Here is a 23,314-nt window from a genome sequence, read left to right as displayed (position 1 = left end):
TCGTCCCGGGACGACGTGGGGATCCGTTATTTCGCGCAGTTGCAGCGATAGAATTTGCGGTTGCAGAAATCGCGGCAGGTATTCTTGGCCGCTGTGATTTTCGCCTGGCACTGGTTGCCCGCGCCGGCCTCCAGGGAGACTGCCCGATCCTTGCAGGCGGCATAGCACCCTTCCATATCCTCATAATAATCGGTGACAACGGCTTGGTACACCTCGCAGACCTTGGCGGCGCAGGCGGCATCGGCCCCGTAAGCATTGCGGCGACAATCCGCTTCAAATTCCTGGGGGATCATGATGGGTTTGATCTTGGCGCAGCCCGTAAGGCCGATACAAGCGAGTATGCAAACTAAAATGATGTGACGGACCATGCCTGCTCCTTTGTGCACCGATGTGCGGGTACCGGGATTCGTTAGCAGCTTTACCCCCAAGCGGAAGCGGTGACAAGCAGCCAGCCCAGGTCACGCCATGCTTGCCTCGATTGGCCAAGCTTCCTACAACTCCCCACAGGTTTCGTGACGGAAAACGGACAGTTCTGTGCAAGCATCAGTGCCGCGTCCCACGCCCAGGGGAATGCCGCCCCTGCTCCCCTGGCAACCCTGCCTGCTGGCCTATGCCGCCGGCATTTTGGCCGTGGCTTTTTTCCTGCCGGCCTTGTGCGCTTTATTCCTGCTGCTCCTGTTCCCGCGCCCCATGGCCGGCACCCCGCGTCTGGCCGCCTTTCTCCTCGCCTTTGCCCTGGGCCTTGGAGCCGGTTTTCTGGCCATGCCCACGCCCCCGGATACGACGCCGGCCTGTCTGGCCAAGGTCCAACCCGTCACCGCCACGGGCCGGGTCATTGAGGTCGATCCCCGCCCCGGCAACCGACAGGCCGTTTTACTCGAAGCGGTGCGTCTGACCGGGGGCGAGTGCCAGGAGACTCCCCTGCCCGGCCGGCTGGCCGTCACCATCGACCACCCGGTCTTTGATCCCGTGCCCGGCGATGTCCTGGCCGTCACCGGCCGAATGCGCCCAACCAGCGGCTTTGCCAATCCCGGCGCCACCGATTTCGCCTTCCTGCGTCGCCTGGACGGCGTCTTCTTCCGTACCTTCGCCCGAGGCGACCGCGCCCAGGTCACGCGATTGTCCCAGGGGCACAATGTCCTGGCCACCTGGCGACAGGCCCTTCGCGCCCGTATCGCCGCCGCCCTGGCCCTGCCCCCTGACGCGCCCAGCCTCGACGAGGCCGCCAAGGCCGGACGGGCCATGGTGCCGGCCCTGCTCTTCGACGACAAATCCGGTTTCACCGAGGACGACCTCGATCTGGTGCGCCGGGCATCCCTGGCCCATACCCTGGCCCTGTCCGGCATGAACGTCGGCTATGTGGTCGCCCTGGCTACGGCCCTGGTCCTTGGCCTCGGCAGGATCACCCCGGGCGTCTACCTGCGTCTTCCCCGCCCTCTGCTCATTGTCCTCGTGTCCGCGCCCCTCGTTGTCGCCTACTGCTGGATCGGCGGGGCCTCGCCTTCGCTCGTGCGAGCCGGCCTCATGTTCGCCGCCTTCGGGCTTATGCTGCTCCTTCGCCGCGACAAGGCCCTCTTTGACGGCCTGTTCCTGGCCCTGGCCGTCTTTTTGATCGTCTCGCCCCTGGCCGTTTTCAGCGCCAGCCTGCAACTCTCCGCCCTGGCCGTGGCCGGCATCGCTGTCTTCTGGCCGCCCTTTGTCCGGCTTACCCGGCGCATCCCCGGCTCGGGCCTGCCGCGCACCGCCCTCCTCTGGACGCTTGGCGTCCTGTGGACCAGCATCACGGCCGAAGCCGCCGTCCTGCCGCTCCTCGCCCGGCTCTTTGGCGACTGGCCCTTCAATCCCTGGATCAACCTCCTGTGGCTGCCGATCCTCGGGGGCGTGGTCATGCCGCTCGTCCTTGGCGGCGCAGCCCTGGCCGCCGTGCCGGGCCTGGAACCGGCTGCCTCCCTGCTCCTTACCGCCGGAGCCGACTGCTGCGCCTGGCTCATGCGCGCCCTGGCCGCCTTCGACGCCCAAGGGCTCCTCGTCTCCCACGCCGTCCTTCGCCCCACCTGGCCCCAAATCATCGGCTGCTACGGCCTGCTCGCCATCCTGGCCCTGGCCGCCGCCGGCCGCGCCCTGCCCAGGGCAGGCCTGGCCGCAAGCCTCCTCCTGCTTCTTGCGCCAACCGCCCTGCACTGCATTGAAGACAGCCAGCCAGACGTCAGCGTCACCGTCTTCGACGTGGGCCAGGGGCAGTCCGTGGCTGTCGCCATCCCCGGCGGCCGCCGCCTGCTCATCGACGCCGGCGGCCTGTTCGGCAGCTTCGACGTGGGCCGGGCCGTTGTCGGCGCAAGCCTCACCGACGGACGCCCGCCGCATATCGACCTGGCCTTCGCCAGCCACCCCCACAGCGACCACGTCAAAGGCTTCGTCTCCCTGCTCACCCGCTTTACCGTCGACGCCTGGTACGACAACGGCGGCACCCCCGAAGGCGATCTGGCCGCCCCCATCGCTGCCGCCCTCGCCAAACGGGCCATCCCCCAACACTCCCTGGCCGCCGGCGACGCCGTCGACCTCGGAGACGGCCTCGCCATCGAAGTCCTCCACCCCGGCCCGGACGACGACCGCAACACCAACAACGGCTCCCTCATCCTGCGCCTGACCCAAAACGGCCACGGCCTGGCGCTGTTCCCCGGCGATGCCGAAACCCGCGTGCTGCGAAAACTCGCCGCCCAAGGACACACCCTCCAGGCCGATATCCTCGTCGTCCCCCACCACGGCTCATCATCAAGCTTCGCCAAGCGGTTCTACGCCGCCGTCGCTCCCAAAGTAGCCATCGCCAGCGCCGGCGACTCCGGCCCCTACCCGTCCGGTAAAGTCTTCGACGCCCTGGCCCGCCTCGGTTGCGCCACCTACGCCACCAACCGCAACGGCGCAGTCACTGTCCGGGTTGACGGCGAAGGGAACATCAAGCGCGTGGAGACGCAGCGATGAGGACGGGAATGAAGAGCCGGGGCGCTGCCCCGGACCCCGCCGGGACGCTGTCCTGGACCTGCCAGGGCGTTGCCCTGGACCCACCGGGGGGGATCATCCCCCCCGGACCCCCTGGATGGGGCGCATGGCGCGGTCTGGATAAGGAGCTGTTGCGAACGCGGCAGTCTGGGAGGACTGTGAGGCGCGGAGGCGCTTGGCGGCTGTGCCGCATGGTTGGTTGCAATTGGGGCCGCCGTGCTCCCCGCGAAGCGCGGGGAGCACGGCGGCCCCAATTGCAACCAACCGGTTCGCCCGGAAAGGCAGGAAGACAAGGGCGTTGGTGCTTTTGGGTCCACCCGGTCAGGCAAAGAAACAAGACTGTTGATGGACGTCATGAAACAACTTTCATTCCAGTCCAGAATACCTAAGGTCGCTGGGCTCCTGCTTTGGCTTCACCCTGTCTGGTTGCTCTTTCGCCAACAAAATGCGGCCCTTGGCCGTTTGCGCAAGGCTTTGCTTGCGCAAACGGCCAAAGGCCGCTGGCGAGTTCGGGTCTGGATTTCGGGCGCTGGGTCTGGCGCGGCTTCCGCGTCGGACCCAGCGCCCGAAATCCAGACCCGATTTTCTTCGCTCCGCCTCCGGCTCCCGCCGCAGACGACGCCCCCACCCGCTTCCCAATATCCCGGCCCCCTATCGAGGGGTCCGGGGGGATCATCCCCCCGGCCGCCGGAGGCATCTTCTGCCTTCCCTCTTCCTCACTTCACTTCACCCCGCTCCACTCAAAAAACAAAATTGAGTTTCTTTTTCAGCGCATCCAGATTGCGGCTTGCCCGGGCGCGGGCCACGGTATTGCCGGCTGCCAGGATATCCCAGACGAGGTTGGGGTCTTTATCGAAGGCTTTGCGGCGATCGCGGATGGGTTCGAGGAAAGCGTTCATGGATTCGACGAGCAGCTTTTTGCAGTCGCCGCAGCCCCAGGTGGCGTGGGTGCAACCGTCGATGATTTCGGGCAACCGGGCGGCGTCGGTGAGCAGCTCGTGGTAGGGAAAGAGGTTGCATTCCTTGGGATCGCCGGGGTCGGTCAGCCGGGCGCGTTTTTCGCAGGTGAGCATGCTCATGACTTTTTTCTTCATGGCATTGGGCTCTTCGGACAGACCGATGGCGTTGCCGTAGCTTTTGCTCATTTTGCGGCCGTCGAGACCGGGCAGTTTCGAATCCGGAGTGAGCAAGGCCTGGGGTTCGACGAAGAAGTTGCCGTAGAGATTATTGGCCCGACGGGCAATTTCCCGGGTCAACTCCAGGTGGGGCAGCTGGTCGAGGCCGACGGGCACGAAGCCTGCCTTGTAGAGGAGGATATCCGAGGCCATGAGCACGGGATAGCCAAGGAAGCCGTAGGTATTGAGTTCCTTGGCGGCCAATTCCTGGAGCTGGTCCTTATAGGTGGGGCAGCGTTCCAGCCAGGGCACGGGGGTGGTCATGGACAGGAGCAGGTGCAGCTCGGCGTGTTCCTTGACCTGGGACTGCTGGAAAATCACGCACTTTTGCGGATCGAGTCCGCCGGCCACCCAATCTTTGACCAGATCGGGCACAAAGCCTTTGATGCGTTTGGGATCGGCGTATTCGGTGGTCAGCGCATGCCAGTCGGCCACGAAGAAGTAGCATTCGTGGCTGTCTTGCAGGTCGATCCAGTTTTTGAGCACGCCGAAGTAGTGGCCGAGGTGCAAGGCTCCGGTGGGGCGCATACCGGAGACGATCCGTCTGTTTTCCTTGGGGGCATTTTCGCTCATGATCGATATTCCATTGGGTCGTCGGGGGGATGAAAAAGCGGCGCGCAGGCCGCGACCTACAGCAACAGATGGGTAAAGTAGCTGACGACCGGCAGGATAAGCCGGCCGAGGATGCCGGTTACGGCCAGAAGCAGCAGCAGGAAAAAGCCCCACCGGCCAAGCTCCATGTAGCGGTCGGCGAGCTGGGGCGGCAGGAAGGCGGCCAGCACGTTGCTGCCGTCCAGGGGCGGCACGGGGAGCATATTGAAAAAGGCCAGGGCCAGATTGACCTGGACGCCGGCGGCGCAGATGTACAGGAGCGGTTCGAGGATACTGTAGGCGGTTGTGCCTGGCATGACACCCATGGCGGCATATTCCACAAGGCGGATGACCAGGGCGAAGCCGACGGCCAAAAGGACGTTCATGGCCGGTCCGGCCAGGGCCACGAGCATCATGCCCCGGGCCGGGTCGCGGAAGTAGCGCGGATTGATGGGCACGGGTTTGGCCCAGCCGATCATGCGGGTGAGCAGAAAGGCCAACGCGCCGATGGCGTCGAGGTGTTTGATGGGATTAAAAGTCAGTCGACCGGCCATTTTGGGGGTGGGATCGCCCAGCCAGTTGGCCACGTAGCCGTGGGCCACCTCGTGAAAGGTGACGCCCATGAGCACGGGCACGAGCAGCAGTGCGATCTCCTGAATAGCGCGTGCAATATCTGGAAACATGGAGATGGCGGCTAGCACGAACGCCCGGCCGGGGCAAGGACTAAGCCGTGCTGTGCAAGGGTCCGGACATGGGCGATGTCGGGGCCCGGCCGGCAGGTATCGGCCCGGCCGGCCCCGGCTGCGTCAGACGGCTGCCCGCCATGCGGGACAGTGGGACATGGGCCGCCTGGAAGTTCAATTCATGGGCTCCCATTCCCTGGCGAAAGCGTAACGGGTTGCCCGGCCTAGGACGCGCTGGCCGTCGCCTTGGCCATGGCTTGCGCCACTTTGGACTTGAGTTCGCCAAGATCCACGGACTTGACCACGTAGTAGTCAGCGGCAATGGACTTGAGATCGTGTTGAAAGCTGTCGTAGGCGGTGCTGAGGATGACCGGGATGGCCTGATCCTTGCCGCGAATTTCCTGGAGCAGATCAAGTCCCGAGCGATTTCCGCCGAGTTTGATGTCCAGGACAACCACATCGGGCGATACCTCCTCCAAAAGCGGCAGGATGGCGTCCTCTCCGTCCGACACAACCACCTGGTAGCCTTCGCCTTCCAGTTCCTCTTGATAGAGCATCCGGATATGCTTCTCGTCATCGACGACCAAGATCTTCCCGCTCATAGATAAACTCCTTGCAATGCGGCACAAATCGACAGGAGGGCTGTCGAACAATTCAATCTTATGCGCAAAACCCGTTCTACGGTCAACCGTTTTCATCCCTGGCCCGGCTTGATTCCCAAAGCCGGCCGGGCTACACAGCCGGCCTATGATAACCGTAACTATCGACGGCAAAAATCCGCCCGTCATCTACCCAAAACTCAAGACCGTGCTCCAATTGCTCCACAATCTTAACCTTCGGGTCAATGATGCCCTGATCATCCGCGACGGCGAACTGCTCACCCCGGACCGCCACCTGCGGCCCGGCGACGAGATCACCGTGCGCCGGGTCGTCTCCCGGGGTTAACCGGATATCTGTCGTTGCGGAAGGGGATGCCTCCGGCGGCCGGGAGGGGGTAACCCCCTCCCGGACCCTCCCTGACAAGGGGAAAGTGTCAAGGGGAAGTTCCCCCAGTCAGTTGTGCGCACGTTGAACATGCGCTCGACCAGGGACCATGGCGACGAGTCAGGGACGCTGACACGGATAGATTGCAGGGACACGATGCCCGGACGGGACGGACGGCGGGACTGACCGGACATTCGGACACATCCGATATTCCAAGTAAGGACAAACTGACAGTATGAAGTGCAAGCGCTGCGGCGAACTGGCGGCGGTGAAGCTGCCAAGCCACCATGCCGGGTTTTGCCCGACCTGTTTCGAGGTTTTTTTCCAGCGGCAGGTGGAAACGGCCATCCGGCGCTACGCCATGATCAAACCCGGCGAGAAGGTGCTGGTGGCGGTGTCCGGGGGCAAGGATTCACTGGCCCTTATGCGGGTGCTCTCCGACCTCGGCCACGACGTGGACGGGCTGCATGTACATCTGGGCATCCCGGATTCGTCCGATCCGGTGTGTGAGCGCACCGAGTCGTATTGTCGGGATAACGGCTTCCGGCTGCATGTGCTGCGCACGGCCGAGGTCGGCCTGGCCATTCCCGACGTCAAGGATGCAGTCCACCGGCCCATCTGCGCCGTGTGCGGCAAGATCAAGCGCCACTACTTCAACCGGTTTGCCTATGAAAACGGCTATGCCGCCCTGGCCACCGGGCACAATCTCGACGACGAGGTGGCCCGGCTTTTCGCCAACACCCTGCGCTGGGACGCCAAGTATCTGGGCACCCAGGGTCCGACCCTGCCGGGCGAGGGCCGCTTTGTGCGCAAGATCAAGCCGCTGTACCGCGTGACGGAGTTCGAGACGGCGGCCTACTGCTTTTTAAAAGGGATCAACCACTGGAAGGCCGCCTGCCCCTACAGCGGCGGAGCCAGCTTCACCGGCCACAAAAAACTCTTTGCCGACCTCGAAGACCGCAGCCCGGGCCAGAAAACAGCCTTTTACGAGGCGTTTTTGACCCAGGGCCGGCCCCATTTCGCGGGTGCGTCCCGGGGCGAGGGCCAGGATACGCTCTATGCCTGCGCCCAGTGCGGCTTTCCGTCGTCCGGGGAAGTGTGCGGTGTGTGCCGGGTGCGGGAGCTGGTGGCGAAAAGAAAGGGTGAAGCGCGGTAGGTTTCTTTTTTAAAGATGCCTCCGGCGGCCGGGGGGATGATCCCCCCGGACCCCTGCACCGGGAAAAAGGGTTCCATGGGTTCCTGACGACCGGAGACAAGCCGGCCGACGGACGCCAGGGCCTGTTAGCGGACCAGCACCTCGCCCAGATCCTTCAGATACGCTTCCAGCATGGCCGGGGTGATGTCGCCCATGTGGCCGATGCGGAAAATCGGGCGCTTACCGGCGGCTTCGAGGTCTTCGTTGAGCTTGGCATAGCCGGGATCAAACAGGTAGCCCCGGGGACGCAGGGCCTCCTTGACGGCCCGCAGATCGGCCGCCGTCATGCCCGGGGCCACCGCCACGGCCGTGACCGTGGGCGAACGGAACCCCTCGGCGGCAAAGAGTTCATAGCCCGGCAGTCTCTTCACAAAGGCCACGGCCATGTCCCGCATGGCCTCGTGTCGGGCGTACCGCGCGGCCAGCCCCTCTTCTTCCACGATATAGCGCAGTTGCAGATACATCTGGTTGCCCAACGCCCCGTTTGGCGTGGACTGGGTCTGGAATTTCTCGGCCCGGCCCAGATGGCTCAAAATATCGGTGGCATGGCCCCGGCAGGCGACATGGCGGGCTTTTTCGATGGCGGCCGGACTGACAAAGCCGATGCCGAAGCCGGCGTGCAGGCCCAGGGACTTCTGGGTGGCCGTGGCGTAAAAATCACAGCCCGAGGCGGCAATGGGGCACGGCGCGCCGCCAAAGATGCTCACCCCATCGACCAGGGCCAAGGCTCCGTGGGCCTTGATGATTTTGCACAGGGCCGGCACGTCGTTGGCAAGGCCGGTTGACGTCTCGTTGTGGGTGATGGCCACCACCGCCGGCTTGTGCTCGGCCATGGCCGCCTCCAGCGCGGCCGGATCGACCGGCCGGCCCGGCTCGAAAGCCAGATGCACGGTCTTTTTGCCGTTGGCCACCGACATCTTGTGCCACAGGTCGCCAAAGGCCCCGACCGTGGCGTGGAGCACAGTCTCGTCCGCAGCCACCAGCGACCGGATGGACGCCTCCATGGCCGTGGACCCCGATCCCAGAAACAGGATGGTGCGGTAGTCGGCGGGCAGATCGGCAATGACGCCGAGATTATGGAAAATGGATTCGAAACGCTTGGCATTCTCGGCGTCGCGGTGCCCGTATTCGGGCCAGGCCCCGGCAGCGCGCACTTCGGGCCGGACATAGGTCGGGCCGGTGATAAAAAGCGTGATTTCCGGAAACGGCGCATTGGCCATATGACTGCTCCCTGTTGCGGTAAGCGGGGAATCATACGGAAAAAGAGCGGGGGCTGCAATGCGTCGGCAGCAAGGCAGAAGATGCCTCCGGCGGCCAAAGGGCACTGCCCTTTGGAAACCCGCCTGGGTTTGTCTGATTTGACGATGCGCCGGGCCAAGTCAGGGCGCGGAAGTTGCGCAGGAAAAGACGGGAAGAGGCCTCCGGCGGCCGGGGGGATCCCCCAGGTCCCCGGCGCCAGGGGGAAACATTGGGCATGAATGCTGCAATATGCGGAGCGGCCGGCAAAATCGGCCAGGGAGACGACTATGCTTCGATTTGCCGTAGCACTGCTCACGCTCTTGGCCGCAGCCTGCGCCCCGGTCGGCAACGGGGAACTGGCGCGGCTGTATAACCGTGACAGCGACGACTGTCTGACCCAGATTCAGGGGCGGCAGGATTTTCGCAGTTTCCGGCAGAAAACGCCGTCGTTTCTGCTGCCGTAACAGGGCAGGGACGCTCCCCCCGTCTACTGTCGGGGGGGCGTTTGCCCGGGGGAAGCGGCCTGCTCGGCCTGACCGCGTCCGAACTGTCTGCGTGACGCCAATGGGGGATGCGCCGGCTACGGCGCACTGGTCTGACCAGCGGCCCTTGGCCCGTTGGCGCGGGACGGAATTTACGGGCGGTCGACTGCGTCCGGGGATTTGGCCGGCGCTTCGGCGTCCCCATCGGCTGCGCCTTCGACGGCATTTTCAGCGTCGGCAGCCTGGGGATAGATGATTTGCCCGGTGGCCTCGTCGTAGACCGGGCCTTCTTCGACATCGCCGCGCTGATTCTTGCGCACGAGCTTTTCTTCTTTCTTCTTTTTCTTTGCCAATTCCTTGGACCGCTTTGCAAAAGTATAAGCGTTTTTGGCCACTTGTCCTCCAGATAAGCTGTTTGAGCCTCCAGACCGGACGTAGCCGGCCCGGGCGCGGGAAATCGGTAAGGGAGACGGAGAGGGGCGTTTGCTAGCGTCTCGTCGTCAAAGATACCCGAAATCGCCAACCGGGGAAAGGGAAATCGTCAGCGACACAAGGCCGGCTCCCCGCCCTCCACGCAAAGCCTCCCCCTCCCGACACCCGCATCGGCCACAGTCTTGCAAGGACAGCGGTAAAGGGCTATAGGCCCAATGCCCTTATTGCTTGCCAAGAGGATGACCAGGCTCTTCAACATGAAAATGAATTGCAAAAATATTCTTTATAAATCGGCAAGTGTCTTTGGCTGTGCCTGCATCATTGCACCATTTACGCTCCATTACAGCCTTGATATTCTCTTCCTGTCTCTCCTTCTCATCCTGGCCTACCGTCTTGATGCAAAAGAACTGTTTCTCTTTTTCATATCACTCCTTCTCACCCTCGGGCTGGCTGAAGGGATGCTCCGTTTCCTGACCAAGACGGATGCCGTCACCACGGCCTATCGCATGGACGACAAATACTTCGGCCCTGGCCATTACACGCCCAATGTCGAGGACGCCATGACCATGCGCTTTGGCGACATCCTGGCCATGGACCCCCTGGCTCCGGCATCCATCCGGGAAGCGCGCCATGTGGCGTTTCACACGGATGACCTGGGCTTTCGCAACGACAGCGACTACCACGGGCAATCCATGGCGCTGGTCGGTGATTCCTTTGTCGCCGGGACCGGGACGGACCAGAGCGCTCTTTTGGGCAATGTCCTGCGCACCGAATTCGGCCTGGACACCTATTCTCTCGGTTTCCCGGGGAACCCGGACGACTACCTGCAATACGCCGATCGTTTTCTCAAGGAAAAGAGCAAGGAGGTCCGATTCGCCCTGTTCGTTTTCGAAGGAAATGACTTGTCGTGCAGTTCGAAGCAACGCAAGAAATTTGAGACAGCCGATCTTCCGCCTTACAGCGCCTGGAAAATACGCCTGGCCAAAGCCATCAACGGCGCCATAGAGCTTCCCATGACCATCATCAACATGTCTTTGCAGGTGTGGCAGAAATATTCCGGCAACGCCTACGACCTAACCGATACCTACCGCATTGGCGCAAAGGACGTCGGCTTCTACGGTCCCTACACCGATGCGGCGCTGTTTGCCCACTGCAGCTTCACGTTCTCCGCCCCACCTCCCGAAGCCCTCTCCCGCGTGGCCATGGTCTTTTTCATCCCGGCCAAATACCGGGTCTACTACGACTTCATCGACGCCCCGGACAAACCGCCCCTGCCCCGGCCGGCCTCGGGATTCACCGACATGCAGCGCTATCTCGACCAATGGGGCATCCCGGCCTACGACCTCACGCCGGCCCTGACCGAAGCAGCCGGCCGTCTCCTGCCGGAAGGGGGCTATGTTTTCTGGCGCGACGACACCCACTGGGGGCCGGCCGGCATCCGGGCGGCAGCGGCAGTGGTGGCCCAAAAATTGCGGGAATACGAGGCCGACCGGCCAGCCCCGAAGCACCCCTGAAACGCTTGGCCGGGCTATTTCCGGCTCGCGGCCACAACAAACGGGGGCAACAAGACAGCTCGCCGGCGCCAGCGGCCAGAGATGCAAAGGCCAGGGTGAGGACGCGCCCCCATCTTGCCCCCGGGCCGGCCCGGCGCTATAGCCTCCCCATGCAGCAGCCCGAAATCATCCTCATCCGCGTGTCCGGCGACGACAAGCCCGGCCTCACCGCCGCCATCACCGCCGAGCTGGCCAAATTCAAAGCCGATATCCTGGACATCGGCCAGTCCGTCATCCACGACAGCCTGACCCTTGGCATCCTCGTGCGCGTGCCGACCACGGCCGAGTCCACGCCGTTTTTAAAGGATCTGCTCTTTTGCGCCCACAAGCTTGGGGTGAATCTCTCGTTCACGCCGGTCGATGCCGGCAACTATGAGAACTGGGTGGACGCCCAAGGCAAACAACGGCGCATCGTCACCCTGCTGGCCCGCAGCTTAAACGCCGAGCATATCGCCGCCGTCACCGGCGTCATCGCCCAAAACGGGCTCAATATCGACATCATAAACCGCCTGTCCGGCCGCACCTCCTTAGACGGCAGCAACGCCCCGCGCATGGCCTGCGTGGAATTTTCCGTGCGCGGCACGCCGGCCGACCTGACCACGCTGAAAAGCGAATTTCTGGCCATCTCCGCCGACATGGGCGTGGATATCGCCATCCAGGAAGACAACGCCTTTCGCCGCAACCGGCGACTGGTCGCCTTTGACATGGACTCGACGCTGATCGCCGCCGAAGTCATTGACGAACTGGCCAAGGCGGCCGGCGTCGGCGCGCAGGTCTCGGCCATCACCGAATCGGCCATGCGGGGCGAGATCGATTTCAAGGAAAGCCTGCGCCGTCGGCTGCTCCTCTTAAAAGGTCTGCCCGCCGCCACCCTGGCCGAGGTGGCCCAGCGCATCCCCTTAAACGACGGGGCCGAGCGGCTGATCACCAACCTCAAACGCTTCGGCTACAAAATCGCCATCATCTCCGGCGGGTTCACCTACTTCGGCAACCGCCTGAAGGACCGCCTGGGCATTGACTACGTCTTTGCCAACGAGCTGGAAATCGCAAACGGCCTGCTGACCGGCGGCGTTGTGGGCGAGATCGTGGATGCGGCCAAGAAGGCCGAGGTCTTGCGGATGATTGCCGAAAAGGAAGGGCTGTCCCTGGAGCAGGTCATTGCCGTGGGCGACGGGGCCAACGACCTGCCCATGCTCGGCATCGCCGGCCTTGGCATCGCCTACCACGCCAAGCCGGTGGTCAAAAAAGGGGCCGGCCACTCCATCTCCACCCTGGGCCTGGACAGCATCCTCTATCTGGTCGGCGTCCGCGACCGCGACACTCTTTCGTAACGGCTCCGACACAGCCAGGCAGACCAGGGGCGCGGTTGACAGAGTTTGTGCGAATTGTCACACATCCGGCATTCGGGTGTAACCGAAAACCGTTCGTGACAAGGGTTATCGCCAACGACGACGACGGGCGACCACCCACCCCCGCGTCCAACCAGGAGCCACGTTTTGGAAAGCCCGCTCGATCAAGCCATCCACAAGCTCAAGGTGGATGTGTTGCACATGATGCATCTGGCCCAGGACGCCGTAAAAAAGGCCGTGGTCAGTCTCCAGGAACACGACCCGGCCCTGGCCCGCGAAGTCATCGACGCGGACCGGGAAATCAATGAGTTCGAATGTCGCGTTGATTCGGAAAGCCTTAAAATCCTGGCCCTGCACCATCCCGTGGCCAAGGATCTGCGCTTTATCGTCGGCTCCATGCGGATGCTGGTCAATATCGAACGTCTGGGCGACGAGGCCGTCAACATCGCCGAGCGGGTGCTGGTGCTGACCACGGAAACGCGCCAGCCCATCCACAGCAATCTGCTCCAGCTGGCTGATCTGGCCCTGGAACTGCTTGCCGCCTCCATCTCCTGCTACATGGACCTCGACGACGCCTGCGCGCTCAAGGTCATCGAGCAAAACGCCGCGGCCCTGGAACTCAACGTGCGCATCTTCCGCGAAGTGACCACGGAGATGATCCGGGAGTCCCGGCCGGTGGAGCGGGCCGTGCAGCAGTCCTTTGTGGCCCACAGCTTGAAGCGCGTCTGCGACCAGTGCGCCAACATTGCCGAATCGACCATCTTCATCCGACGCGCCGTGGACTACAAGCACAAGTGCGCCCCGCTGCCCGGCCCGGCCTGAGCCGCCGCCGTCTGCCCAAACGGAAAGAACCCGGCGCACTTTGATGCCCCGGGTTCTTTTCATTGCCGCTGTGGTCGCCGCCTATCCGGCGGCCTCGCCCTGTCCGGCCTGCCCGCCTGCCGTCTCCCCGGCGGGCCGGTTCCTGGGCCGCTTGGGAATGCCGTGTTCACAGGGCGTCCCGGTCTGGCACAGGCCGCAGCTGTTGACCGGGATGCCCGGCATCTGCTCCCGGGCGACATAGGGTGCGGTGACGTTTCGAATATAGTTGTAGCACAGTTGCTTGTCATGGCCGGCTTCGCTGATGGCTCCGGCCGGGCAGCGCTTGATGCAGGAGCGGCAAGGCACGCCGGCGGCCCGCAGGCACCATGCGTCGTGGCGGGCATAGGGCCGGGGCGTTGGCGGCAGGACCATTTCGGCCACCACCGAGCCCACCCGCACGGCCTTGCCGGCCGGGGTGATCAGCCCATCGGACAGGCCAAAGGTCCCCAGGCCGCAGACATGGGCGGCGTGGCGTTCGGACCAGCGCGAGGCAAAGCCGTACCGCGCCGAGGTGGCCCGGTCCCATTGGGGGAGCAGGACCGGAGCCACGGCCGCTCTGCCCTGCCCGACCAGGGTTTCGACCACGAAGCGGCGCAAATTTTCGTTTATCATCTCGCCGTAGTGGCGCACCTGGGACCAGGGCAGGCTCGGCAGCAGCCGACAGCGGCGGTGGGCTTCCAGGGTCCGCGCGGTCTGGGGCAACACCCAGGCAATGACGGTCACGTCCTCGGGACGAATCTTCCGGTCGGGAAAGGCCAGGGACAGGGGTTCGGCCGGGGTCCAGTAGAAGTCCGGACCGATGTCGTTGCGCAGCCAGTCGAACAGTGGATCAGCCCCGGAGGCGCAGCCCACCAGCGGCGTGTCAAAGGCGGGTTCGTCAAGTCCCGGAGCCAGGGCATTGTTGGCCGGATCGGCCATCCAGGCTGCAATCGTCCGAGCGATAGCGGTGTCCATGACGCACTCCTTCCCGGCTGCCGGCGGCCCGGCGTCAGGTTGTCAACCAGCGCCAATCCCCCTTGAAAACTTCCCCCATTGCAGGGGTCCGGGGGGATGATCCCCCCGGCCGCCGGAGGCATCTTCCTCTTACTCTTTCTTCTCTTTACTCTTCTTGCGCTGGAACTTGTTCACAGCGTTATTATGTTCGTCGAGCGTCTTGCTGAATATGTGTTCGCCTGCGCCGTTGGCCACGAAGTAATAGAACTCATGCACTTCGGGATTGGCCACGGCCTGCATGGATTTGAGTCCTGGCGAACAGATGGGACCGGGGGGCAGCCCGGGACGGGTATAGGTATTGTAGGGATTGGCAGGATCTTCGAGGTGGGCGCGGGTGATGTTGCCGGTATATTTCTCACCCAGGCCGTAGATGATGGTGGGATCGGTCTGGAGCAGCATGCCCTTGGCCACGCGGTTGGCAAACACCCCGGCCACGCGCGGGCGCTCGGCATCGACGCCGGTCTCCTTTTCCACGATGGATGCCATGGTGACGAAGGCGAGGAGCGCCTTGCCGGCGGGCTTGTCGCCGGGCCAGACGGCGTCGGCCTGTTTCCAGAATTCCTTGAGCATGGCCTCGACCACGTAGGTTCCGTCGTCGGCCCGTTTGCGGGTGAAGAGGTAGGTATTGGGAAACAGGAACCCTTCGGCGTTTTCGGCCGGGATGTTGTATTTTTTGAGCAATTCCGGGTCGCTGGCGGCCCGTAAAAAGGCCTGGGCCGAGCATAGGCCGGCCTCTTCGGCCGCTTTGGCGATCTGGCGCATGGTCCGGCCTTCCGGGGCGGAGAGCTTGTGCTGCACCCCCTTGGCCGTGGTCAGGTAGTCGAGCAGCCGCATGGGCGTCCAGCCGGTTGAAACTTCGAACTCGCCGGCTTTGACGCGGCTGCTTTTCTCCGTGACCTTGGCCAGGAGTTTAAAGCCCTCGGCGTCGCGCAACACGCCTTCGGCCACCAGCATGGCGGCGGTGGCGTCAAAGGACTGGCCTGGTTCGATGAAGACGGTTTTGGTTTCGCCCGGTGTCTGGGGCGGTACGGACAAAAATTCGTAGGCGCGGTAGCCAACGAGGCCGCCAAGGATGCAAAGGACAATCAGGAAGCCGGCTATGATGGATCGAAGCATATTTCCCCACCGCGGAGGTAGCGTTCCAGGATGACTGCCGCCGACATGGCGTCCACCCGGGCGAGGAGTTCCCGGCCGGTATGGCCGGCCTCGCGCAGCCGTTCAGCCGCCTCTTCGGTGGAATGGGCCTCGTTGGCGAAGCAGATGGGCAACGTGGTGCGTCGGCTCAGGCGCGCCGCAAATTTGCGCACCTGCCGGCCGGTTAAGCCCTCGTCGCCGCCGGCCCGGGCCGGGTAGCCGATGACGATGCGCGCCGGCTTGTGTTCCTCGATAACCGCAAGCAGGCGGCAAAACAAGGCGTCGCGGGTGTCCCAGGCAATGGTGGTCAGGGGAAAGACAACGGTCCCTTCGGGGTCGGTGACGGCGATTCCCACCCGGGCCTGTCCGTAGTCGATGGCGAGAATCTTTCCCATGGAGCGCTAGCCGCGCACCCGGGCGGCCTTGGCGTTCTTGGAGAGGAGCTTCTTCCACTTGGGACCGTCGAGCGCCTCGGCCAGATATTCCAGCGTGTGCATAACCGTATGTTTATCGTGCATTTCCGAGAGGATACGCGAGATGCCCATTTTGCACGACGGACAGCCGACCAGAATTGGCATGGCTTCCGAGGCCTCGGCCAGATTCTCGGCCAAGGTCTCGCGCTTGCGGTCGCGCAGCCGGTTGTAGATGGCCGGGGTGGTCATGGCCCCCATGCCGGATTCGCCGCAGCAATTGGGCGAAAGAACGACAGGACGGCCAGTGGTCTCGGCCAGGGCGGTCCGGTACAGGTCGGCGGCCTTGGTCTTGGGCACGCCCGACCATTCGCTGTGGCAGGCGGCGTGGTAGAGGATGGGCGAGGCGTCCTCGCTTTTCGGGAAATCCAGACGGCCGAGCAAAAACTGGGTCACGTCCATGTGGACAAGGTTTGGCCGCAGGGTTTTAAGCTCATGCTCTTCAATGGACTCCCGGCAGGTGCCGCAGCTGGTCAGGCTGTAGGCCGGAGCCAGGCCCAGCTTGTCGGCTTCTTCCAGGAGCGCCGCCAACGCGGCCCGGTTGCGCTCGCGGTTTTGGCGGTAGGCCTCGCCCATGCCGGCGGCCAGCAGCGGATAGCCGCAGCACAGATGGGTGTGCGGCATGAGCACCGCCACCTCGGCCCGAAGCAGCAGATGCACGGCCGCCATGCCGATGACGCTGGAAAAGACCGATGCCCCGCACCCCGGGAAATAAAGCACCGTTTCCGGGGCCTCGCGCCCGGCCTGGGGAATGAAAATCGAACCTTTGTCCAGGTCGAGCCGCTCGGCCAGATTGCGCAGGCCAAGGGATGGATTGGGGCCGCGAAGACCGGGATTTTCAATGCGGTTGCGCCAGAATTTCGGCAGAAGCGGCATGACCTTGTTGTGAAATTGCTGGCCGTAGGCCATGAGCTTGGCCGCCTGGGGCACGCGCTTGGCCGGGTCCTCCACCAGATAATTGAGAATCTTGTGCTTGATGGGATGGCCGCCGCAATCCTGCTGATCCAGGAAGCTGCGCAGCCCCAAGGCCACCTGGCCGGACTCGATTTTGACCGAACACACGCCTGTGCACTTGCCGCAGGCGGTGCAGTGGTCGGTGATGCCGCGCAGCTTGTCCAAAAGGGCCGTGTCCGGCTCGCCATGGGTGATCTGGGAATAGTAGATGGCTTCGATCAGCGCGCCGAAGCTGATGTTTTTGTTGCGCGGATGGTAGAGCATGCCGCGCTCGGGCGCGAACATCGGGCAGACCTGCTTGCATTTGCCGCAGCGGTTGCAAAACTGGATGCCGCTTAGGATCGAAATCAGAATGTCCTTGTCCGGCAACGCCGTCTTCTTGATGTCGCGGATGAGCCGGTTAAAGGAAAACGTATACGGCTCGACCTCAAGGACGCGGGTGGTCAACTTGCCGGGGTTGATGATGTTTTTCGGGTCCACCCGCTTTTTGTAGGCCTTTAGCGCATCGATCTTGTCCTGGGCCAGGAAGGCGATCTTGGTGATGCCGATGCCGTGCTCGCCCGAGACCGCGCCGCCAAGGCGGGTGACCGTCTCGAAGACCTCTTCAGCGGCCTCCCAGGCCTGCCGCATCATCTCGGGATCATTGGAATTGACCGGGATATTGACGTGGCAGTTGCCATCGCCCGCGTGCATGTGGCTGGCCACCTCGATGCGGGTGGCGGCCATCTCGGCGTGGATGGCGGTCAGACGTTCCTTGAGGCGCGGATACCGCGAACCCAGATCCGTGAAAAAGTAGTGCGTCTGGACTTCGACTTCCGAGTCGGACAGGTCGCGGGCGGAAATCTTGTCGCGCAGCACCCGGTCGCAAAATTCCAGCTCCATGGCGATAAATTCGTCCGAAGCCGGAATGCCGGGCAGCCGGCCGGCGTTTTGCAGGGCCGTGCGGTAGGCCCGGGCAATGCACTTGAGATTGAGTCCTTCCAAGAATTCAGCGAATTCCGGGACCACGGAAAGCGGAATGACCACGTCTTCATTGATCTTGAATCCCGAGGTGCGCCGGGAGATGGCCGAGAGTTTGTGGCGGTCTTCCCAGTACAATTCGGCGGTTTTGGCGTCCTTGGCCTCAAACACGTCCACGTTGTCGTAGGGATCGACGATGTCCACGATGTCGGCGGCGGCTCGCAACATGGCGTCCTCATCGTCGGAATCGAGCTGCAAAAGCAGGACCGAGATGGGGTCGCCTTCGTAGAGGGCGGACTTTTTGGCGTAGCTGATGGCCTTGACGTATTTGGAGTTGAACTCCTCCAGGGCCGAAATCTTGACCGCATCGCCTTCCTCGCGGATGCGGTTTCGCAGTCCCACCACGTCGCGGATGACGCACATGGCATTTTTCATGGACCGCCCGAAAAACTCCAGGCACAGCGTGCGGGAATATTTGGGAATGGCATAGAGGGCGAAACAGGCCTCGGTGATGATGCCGTCCACGCCTTCCTTCTGCACGCCAGGCAGGCCGCCAAGGAACTTGTTGGAGACGTCCTTGCCCAGGTTGACGCCGCGAATCTGGTTGCCCGGCAGCGTCACCACGTCGCGCACGGCCCCGTCCTCGTCGAGAATCTCAAAAACGGCCGTTTCCTCGGGCTGGATCTTGTGGCGCGGATGGTCCACCCGGCGCACCTCGATGATCTCGCCCGTGGCCTCGACCATGCGGTAGCTGATGATGTTGTCCAGCGTGGTGCCGTATTCAAAGGCGAAGGGACCGCCGGCGTTCTCGGCGATGTTGCCGCCAAGGGACGAGGCCGCCTTGGAGGCCGGGTCCACGGTAAACAGCAGGCCCTTGGCCGCCGCCGCCTTGATGGCGGTGAGCGTTATGACGCCGGTCTGGGCGCACAGGGTCTTGGCTTCGACGTCGATGTCCAGGATCTTTTTGAACTTGGCCAGACTGAGGATGGCCGAACGGCGGTGGGCCGGAATGGCCCCGCCGGTCAGGCCCGAGCCGCCGCCGCGCGGGATGATGGCGAATTCGAGTTCGTTGGCCAGCCGCAGGATGTGGCGGATGTGCTCTTCGGTCTCGGGCAGAAGCATGCACAGCGGCAGCTCCATGCGCAGGTCCGTAGCGTCGGTGGAACATTCGATCAGCGAATTGGGCGCGGTGACCACGTCCTCGTCGGGCAAAAACTGGCGCAGCCGCTCGACCAGATTGTCGCGGAACCGGCTGTCGGCCTCATAGACATCCCAGAAGGCCTTATAGGCTTTTTTGATGGTGCGGGGATAGGTGCCCCAGGCCTTGGGGTTGGCGTCGGCCAAACGCTTTTCCACGGAAGCCTTGACGTCGGCGGCATTGATGAAGGGATTGGACCGCACCAAAAAGAGTTCGGCAGCCACGGCCACGGCCAGATTCTTGGCGTCTTCGGGCCAGGTGTCGAGTTCCTCGGCAGTGATGTCGAGAACCCGGGGCACAAGACGTTCCAGGGGCAGGGAAATATGAGGTGTTCGCTCCGACATGATGGGCGCTTCCGGCGAGGGTTAAAGAAGGGAGGGAGTCAGATAATGCCGTTGCCGTCGTTTGGCAAGCAACGGGGCTGGTGAAGACAAGGTTTGGCCGGGAGGGACTGTAATCCCGGCCACTGGCGCTGTTGCTGCCGCCGGCGGCAGCAACCGGAGCCGGCAACCAACTGCAGCTTTAAAAGCATGCCTCAGGCCGATATGGGTCGTCAAGCCGGAGCCTTGCACGCAAACAGGCGGCCCCGAAGGACCGCCCGCCGTTCTTTCTTTACGGTCGAAACCGCTTACGCCGCCATTGCCCCGGCCGCCCCTGCTTGACTGCCGGCCGGCCAAGGCCACAACCGCGCCAAGCCGTGTCCTCCGACATCCGCCGGTCAGGAAGCGGCAACCAGTTGCGCCTCCCAAGCCTCAACATGGTACAGGCTGGTTCCGGGATTTTTGGCCCAGGCGCAGGTCTGCTCCATGTTCGTTTCCACGGGCCAGGGGCTCTTGTCGGCCAGGACGGCGGCCAGCGAAGCCCCCTCGACCTGGGCCACGTCGGAAATGCGCAGCGCGTGCTGCGGGCCGGAAATATAGCGAATTGTGTAGGTATTCATGTCCGCCTCGCCATGATTCCTTGACCGCGGCCGGCCCCAAAACGCAACCGCCGGCGGCCAAGGCTTGAAAGACAAAGAACAGGCGAAGGCGGTTGACAGATCTTCAAGCCGCCCTCGCCTGTTCGCGTTTACACTCCCCTACCCGTGCACACCCGGGAAGAAGAAGGCGCTGACGAAGTAGAGCACCACCAAAAGCGATGTGCCAAGTCCGAGGCTCCAGCGGATCAGTTTTATCTCAACAGGCTGGAGCGGCTCGTACTCCATCTTTTCCATTTCGGCGGCAACATTGACTTCTTTTGGTATTTCCATCTGATACTCCTAATAAACTAGACGAGTGGCGGCTTGACGCCGTGGAAGAACAGCCAGGAGATAAAGAGCCCGATCCAGATGATGAAGCCAAACAGGCACACCACGTACACAGCGGCCAGTCTGCCAATGCCTTCCTCCCAGAGTTTCTTGAAATTGGAAACCACGCCGATGGTAAAAAAGGTCAGGATAAAAAAGATGCCCCGGAAGGTGCCCGTGCCGGCAATGGCCGCCTTGCCGAACTTCAGCATGTCGCCGCCCTTGGCGCACAGGATGAGCATAATCAGGAAGGTGATCACATAGCCCAGGACAAAACGCGGGAAACGGTCGAGTACTTCCGAGAAGCGCATGCGCTGCCCGGGCTTGCATTCGATCATGGTGCACCAGATAACGGCCAGGACGAAGGACCAGATGCCGATGAACACGTCAATAAAGATCTTGATCGTGGTGGCCGTCATGGTCACCCAGCCTTCCTGGTAGTTGATGCCGTAGTCGGCCAGGGCCTTGGCCCGGATCAGGGCGTCGGTGATGACGCCGCTGGCGATGGCCCCGCCGTCGGATTTCACGGCCAACCCCATCCAGGCGCCGGCCACCAGCGGTTCGGTGGACAGGCCCCACTGGGCGGCAAACGGCAAAATGAGCATTTCCACGCAGGTAAAGACCACCACCAGCGAGGAGACCATGATGGGCACGATGGGCCGGGCGCGGATGGCCCCGCCGGTGGCGATGGCCGCGGACACGCCGCAGATGGAGATGCCCGAGGCCAGGGGGGCGGCCCATTCGCGGCTGAATTTAAAGTGTTTGCGGGCCACGTAATAGACCAGCGCCCAATAGATCAGATAGGCTTCGACAATGGCGCAAAGGCCCCGGAAGATGACCGAGGAAGCCAGCCCCAGGGCGTCCACGGACTTGACGCCCAGTTCCGCGCCAAGGACCACGATGGCGATCTTGACGTACATTTCAGGCCGAAGCGCTTCCTTGAGCTGTTGGGCCACGCCGGGCATGAAGTTGCCGATAAAGACGCCGGCCAGCAGGGCGATGATGAATCCGGCTTCGCCCGTCAGCCCCAGGGACCAGGGAATGCCGAATTTGGCGGTCTGGTCCGGCGTGGCGGCGATGACCGCGTAATGCCCCAGAACCCAGCATGCGTAGCTGACAAAAAACACCACAGTGAAGCTGCCGACAAATTTGCCCACATTGCCGCCGAGCATCCGTATGCCGATAGCCAACACGGCGGTGATGAAGACATATGTCGCAAAGAGCGCGCCCCAGCCGCCGAGGTCTTTGTACGAGCCAGTCGCCGTTGCCAACGCCTTGCTAAAAGAAGTCCAGACGTTGACCTTGATGCCCCAGCCGAGCAGATCGATGCCGGAGAAATTGAGCATGGACAGCAGGAACAAGAACAACCCGAGTATCAGGGCGAGCTTGTCCTCCGTCAGCCACCGTTTTTCAGCCATTCCATACCTCCCTCTGTTCTACGATGATACGGGGATCACCATTGTTGTGCAGACACGCGCCTTGCGCCGGCCAAGCAGCCAGCTCCCGCCCATTGCGCGGAGAGCCAACGAAACCCGCCGTCGTCGTCGGTTCCGTCACGGCCCCTCCTGTCCGCTGCCGGCTGCAACTTCCCCTTCGAAGCCGTGGCCGGCGTTACCCTTCTGCAAAGTGGGGGCCACAAGACAGCACAACCTATCATACTAAATTATAATGGTATTTTACAAACACCACGGCCAGTCTGCCAACTCCGGTTGGCAGACTGAAGCCGCATGGTTGCAGTGTGTTGTTGCCCGACCGCGCCGCTCTCCGGTCAAGAGATGCGGTGGAACCTTTCCCGAAGGGCTCATGATCGGGCTGTCGGTCTCATAAAAGGTGGGCTGTAGGTGGTCACCTTGGCCTGGCGGCCGAGGATAGGCGGGGAGTCTGTCCTGTGAGAGCCGAAGGCCTTCAAGGCCATCGACGACGAAAGGAACCTTGGGATTTGACGCCGGCGGCAACACCCGGGTCGCACGGTTCAAGGACGTCTGGGAGAATACCGAAGAGCTGGGCGCAACACGTCGTGGAAGCTGGCCTATGCGGGTTCAATGACGCCGAGTGCGGGAAACCCGTCCCCCACGCAACCAGCTTCCACTGCGCTCCTGTCCCAGTCGTCTTTCAGGTTTTTCCAACCTGCAGTGTTACAAAACCTTTCCTGGTCTGTAAGGATACCCGCGCCCCCTACTTCACAATAAACACGCTGCGCGTGGAATACTCCGCCACCCGGGACGACACGCTGCCCAGGAGCATCCGCAGCGCCCCATGCTTGCCGGTGGAACCGATGACGATGAGATCGGCCGCCATCTCGTCGGCGGCTTCGAGGATGGCGTCAGCCGGGCGGCCGGTCTTGATGACCAGTGCGGCGTCAACGCCTTTTTCGGCCAGACGGGCCATGACCTTGCCCATGGTCTTGCCAGCCTCGTCGGTGAGCGAGCGGGACACCAATTCGCAGGTCTCCATCCCAATTTCCTCGCTCGCCAGACACAGATCCGGGACCACATTGACCACAACCACCGATCCTCCACTCTTGCCGGCGATGCCGACGCCAACATCAAGAGCCTTGTCCGCCTGAGCCGATCCGTCGTGGGCCACAAGAATTTTCATCCGTTTCCTCCTTTGTCCTGGGGGAGGCCCCCCCTCCACAAAACCGAGGCCAGGGAATCCTCCATTGTGATCTATTACCGTATTGCGATTATTAACGCAACTTTTCTATTCCCTGCCAACTCCGGTTGGCAGCCTGACGCCGCGCGGCTGCATTGCCTTTTTTCCCCGGCCGTCCCAAACT

At 62.9% G+C, this 23,314-nt stretch carries 21 protein-coding genes; 7 read left to right on the top strand and 14 right to left on the bottom strand.

What is annotated here, in order from left to right; genetic code table 11:
• Window positions 1-26: 26 nt before the first annotated feature.
• The gene (locus NY78_RS05040; RefSeq protein ID WP_043632550.1) at window positions 27-368 is read right to left on the bottom strand and encodes a hypothetical protein; all 342 of its coding nucleotides are present in this window, start codon (window positions 366-368) and stop codon (window positions 27-29) included.
• Between the two features lie 166 nt (window positions 369-534).
• Here NY78_RS05040 and NY78_RS05035 point away from each other — a divergent pair, with 166 nt between their 5' ends.
• On the top strand, window positions 535-2,979 hold the full coding sequence (locus NY78_RS05035) for a ComEC/Rec2 family competence protein (RefSeq protein WP_043632548.1): 2,445 nt from the start codon (window positions 535-537) through the stop codon (window positions 2,977-2,979).
• Between the two features lie 758 nt (window positions 2,980-3,737).
• Here NY78_RS05035 and trpS read toward each other — a convergent pair.
• The 3 genes from trpS to NY78_RS05020 form a co-directional block, all read right to left on the bottom strand.
• On the bottom strand, window positions 3,738-4,745 hold the full coding sequence (gene trpS, locus NY78_RS05030) for a tryptophan--tRNA ligase (RefSeq protein WP_043632545.1): 1,008 nt from the start codon (window positions 4,743-4,745) through the stop codon (window positions 3,738-3,740).
• A gap of 56 nt (window positions 4,746-4,801) precedes the next feature.
• Window positions 4,802-5,446 (bottom strand): site-2 protease family protein, encoded by a 645-nt coding sequence (locus NY78_RS05025; protein WP_043632542.1) that lies wholly within the window; start codon window positions 5,444-5,446, stop codon window positions 4,802-4,804.
• A gap of 224 nt (window positions 5,447-5,670) precedes the next feature.
• Window positions 5,671-6,048, bottom strand: coding sequence for a response regulator (locus NY78_RS05020; RefSeq protein ID WP_043632539.1), 378 nt, complete (start codon window positions 6,046-6,048; stop codon window positions 5,671-5,673).
• A 145-nt stretch (window positions 6,049-6,193) separates the two neighbouring features.
• Here NY78_RS05020 and NY78_RS05015 point away from each other — a divergent pair, with 145 nt between their 5' ends.
• Both NY78_RS05015 and NY78_RS05010 read left to right on the top strand, forming a co-directional pair.
• Window positions 6,194-6,391 (top strand): hypothetical protein, encoded by a 198-nt coding sequence (locus NY78_RS05015; protein ID WP_043632536.1) that lies wholly within the window; start codon window positions 6,194-6,196, stop codon window positions 6,389-6,391.
• Between the two features lie 274 nt (window positions 6,392-6,665).
• Window positions 6,666-7,586 carry an ATP-binding protein gene (locus NY78_RS05010; RefSeq protein ID WP_043632533.1) on the top strand — a complete coding sequence of 307 codons (921 nt, stop codon included), beginning with the start codon at window positions 6,666-6,668 and terminating at the stop codon, window positions 7,584-7,586.
• A gap of 125 nt (window positions 7,587-7,711) precedes the next feature.
• Here the strand turns inward: NY78_RS05010 and NY78_RS05005 are convergent, their stop codons facing one another.
• Window positions 7,712-8,845, bottom strand: a complete 1,134-nt coding sequence (locus tag NY78_RS05005) for a pyridoxal-phosphate-dependent aminotransferase family protein (RefSeq protein ID WP_043632530.1) — start codon at window positions 8,843-8,845, stop codon at window positions 7,712-7,714.
• 306 nt (window positions 8,846-9,151) lie between these two features.
• On the opposite strand from NY78_RS05005, the gene NY78_RS25200 reads away from it, so the two are divergent.
• Window positions 9,152-9,328, top strand: coding sequence for a hypothetical protein (locus NY78_RS25200; protein ID WP_197084206.1), 177 nt, complete (start codon window positions 9,152-9,154; stop codon window positions 9,326-9,328).
• Between the two features lie 170 nt (window positions 9,329-9,498).
• Here the strand turns inward: NY78_RS25200 and NY78_RS05000 are convergent, their stop codons facing one another.
• Complete coding sequence (locus tag NY78_RS05000; RefSeq protein WP_043632527.1) at window positions 9,499-9,741, bottom strand: hypothetical protein; 243 nt, start codon at window positions 9,739-9,741, stop codon at window positions 9,499-9,501.
• A gap of 294 nt (window positions 9,742-10,035) precedes the next feature.
• Here NY78_RS05000 and NY78_RS25195 point away from each other — a divergent pair, with 294 nt between their 5' ends.
• The 3 genes from NY78_RS25195 (at window position 10,036) to phoU (ending at window position 13,502) form a co-directional block, all read left to right on the top strand.
• Window positions 10,036-11,292 (top strand): alginate O-acetyltransferase AlgX-related protein, encoded by a 1,257-nt coding sequence (locus NY78_RS25195; RefSeq protein WP_197084205.1) that lies wholly within the window; start codon window positions 10,036-10,038, stop codon window positions 11,290-11,292.
• 149 nt (window positions 11,293-11,441) lie between these two features.
• Window positions 11,442-12,662 carry a phosphoserine phosphatase SerB gene (gene serB / locus NY78_RS04990; protein WP_043632521.1) on the top strand — a complete coding sequence of 407 codons (1,221 nt, stop codon included), beginning with the start codon at window positions 11,442-11,444 and terminating at the stop codon, window positions 12,660-12,662.
• Between the two features lie 165 nt (window positions 12,663-12,827).
• Window positions 12,828-13,502 (top strand): phosphate signaling complex protein PhoU, encoded by a 675-nt coding sequence (phoU, locus tag NY78_RS04985; protein WP_043632518.1) that lies wholly within the window; start codon window positions 12,828-12,830, stop codon window positions 13,500-13,502.
• A gap of 81 nt (window positions 13,503-13,583) precedes the next feature.
• Here the strand turns inward: phoU and NY78_RS04980 are convergent, their stop codons facing one another.
• The 8 genes from NY78_RS04980 to NY78_RS04950 all read right to left on the bottom strand — a co-directional run bounded on the left by NY78_RS04980 (window position 13,584) and on the right by NY78_RS04950 (window position 23,133).
• Window positions 13,584-14,495 carry a 4Fe-4S ferredoxin gene (locus NY78_RS04980; RefSeq protein ID WP_047960041.1) on the bottom strand — a complete coding sequence of 304 codons (912 nt, stop codon included), beginning with the start codon at window positions 14,493-14,495 and terminating at the stop codon, window positions 13,584-13,586.
• A 129-nt stretch (window positions 14,496-14,624) separates the two neighbouring features.
• Window positions 14,625-15,650 carry an endolytic transglycosylase MltG gene (gene mltG, locus NY78_RS04975; RefSeq protein WP_043632515.1) on the bottom strand — a complete coding sequence of 342 codons (1,026 nt, stop codon included), beginning with the start codon at window positions 15,648-15,650 and terminating at the stop codon, window positions 14,625-14,627.
• Window positions 15,632-16,063 carry a Holliday junction resolvase RuvX gene (gene ruvX / locus NY78_RS04970; RefSeq protein ID WP_043632512.1) on the bottom strand — a complete coding sequence of 144 codons (432 nt, stop codon included), beginning with the start codon at window positions 16,061-16,063 and terminating at the stop codon, window positions 15,632-15,634. Before ruvX ends, mltG begins: the two co-directional genes overlap by 19 nt.
• Before the next feature lie 6 nt (window positions 16,064-16,069).
• On the bottom strand, window positions 16,070-19,594 hold the full coding sequence (locus tag NY78_RS04965; protein ID WP_043632508.1) for an FAD-binding and (Fe-S)-binding domain-containing protein: 3,525 nt from the start codon (window positions 19,592-19,594) through the stop codon (window positions 16,070-16,072).
• Between the two features lie 374 nt (window positions 19,595-19,968).
• Entirely contained in the window at window positions 19,969-20,190 is a 222-nt protein-coding gene (locus NY78_RS04960; RefSeq protein WP_043632505.1) for a hypothetical protein, read from the bottom strand.
• A 138-nt stretch (window positions 20,191-20,328) separates the two neighbouring features.
• Window positions 20,329-20,499 carry a hypothetical protein gene (locus NY78_RS25190; RefSeq protein WP_197084204.1) on the bottom strand — a complete coding sequence of 57 codons (171 nt, stop codon included), beginning with the start codon at window positions 20,497-20,499 and terminating at the stop codon, window positions 20,329-20,331.
• A gap of 17 nt (window positions 20,500-20,516) precedes the next feature.
• Complete coding sequence (locus NY78_RS04955) at window positions 20,517-21,953, bottom strand: putative sulfate exporter family transporter (RefSeq protein WP_043632502.1); 1,437 nt, start codon at window positions 21,951-21,953, stop codon at window positions 20,517-20,519.
• Between the two features lie 757 nt (window positions 21,954-22,710).
• Window positions 22,711-23,133 carry a universal stress protein gene (locus tag NY78_RS04950; RefSeq protein ID WP_043632499.1) on the bottom strand — a complete coding sequence of 141 codons (423 nt, stop codon included), beginning with the start codon at window positions 23,131-23,133 and terminating at the stop codon, window positions 22,711-22,713.
• Between the last annotated feature and the right edge of the window lie 181 nt (window positions 23,134-23,314).

This window comes from Desulfovibrio sp. TomC (assembly GCF_000801335.2).
Lineage (GTDB): Bacteria > Desulfobacterota > Desulfovibrionia > Desulfovibrionales > Desulfovibrionaceae > Solidesulfovibrio.
The sequence above is the reverse complement of the archived record's forward strand: the minus strand, read 5'-3'. Positions and strand labels throughout refer to the sequence as shown.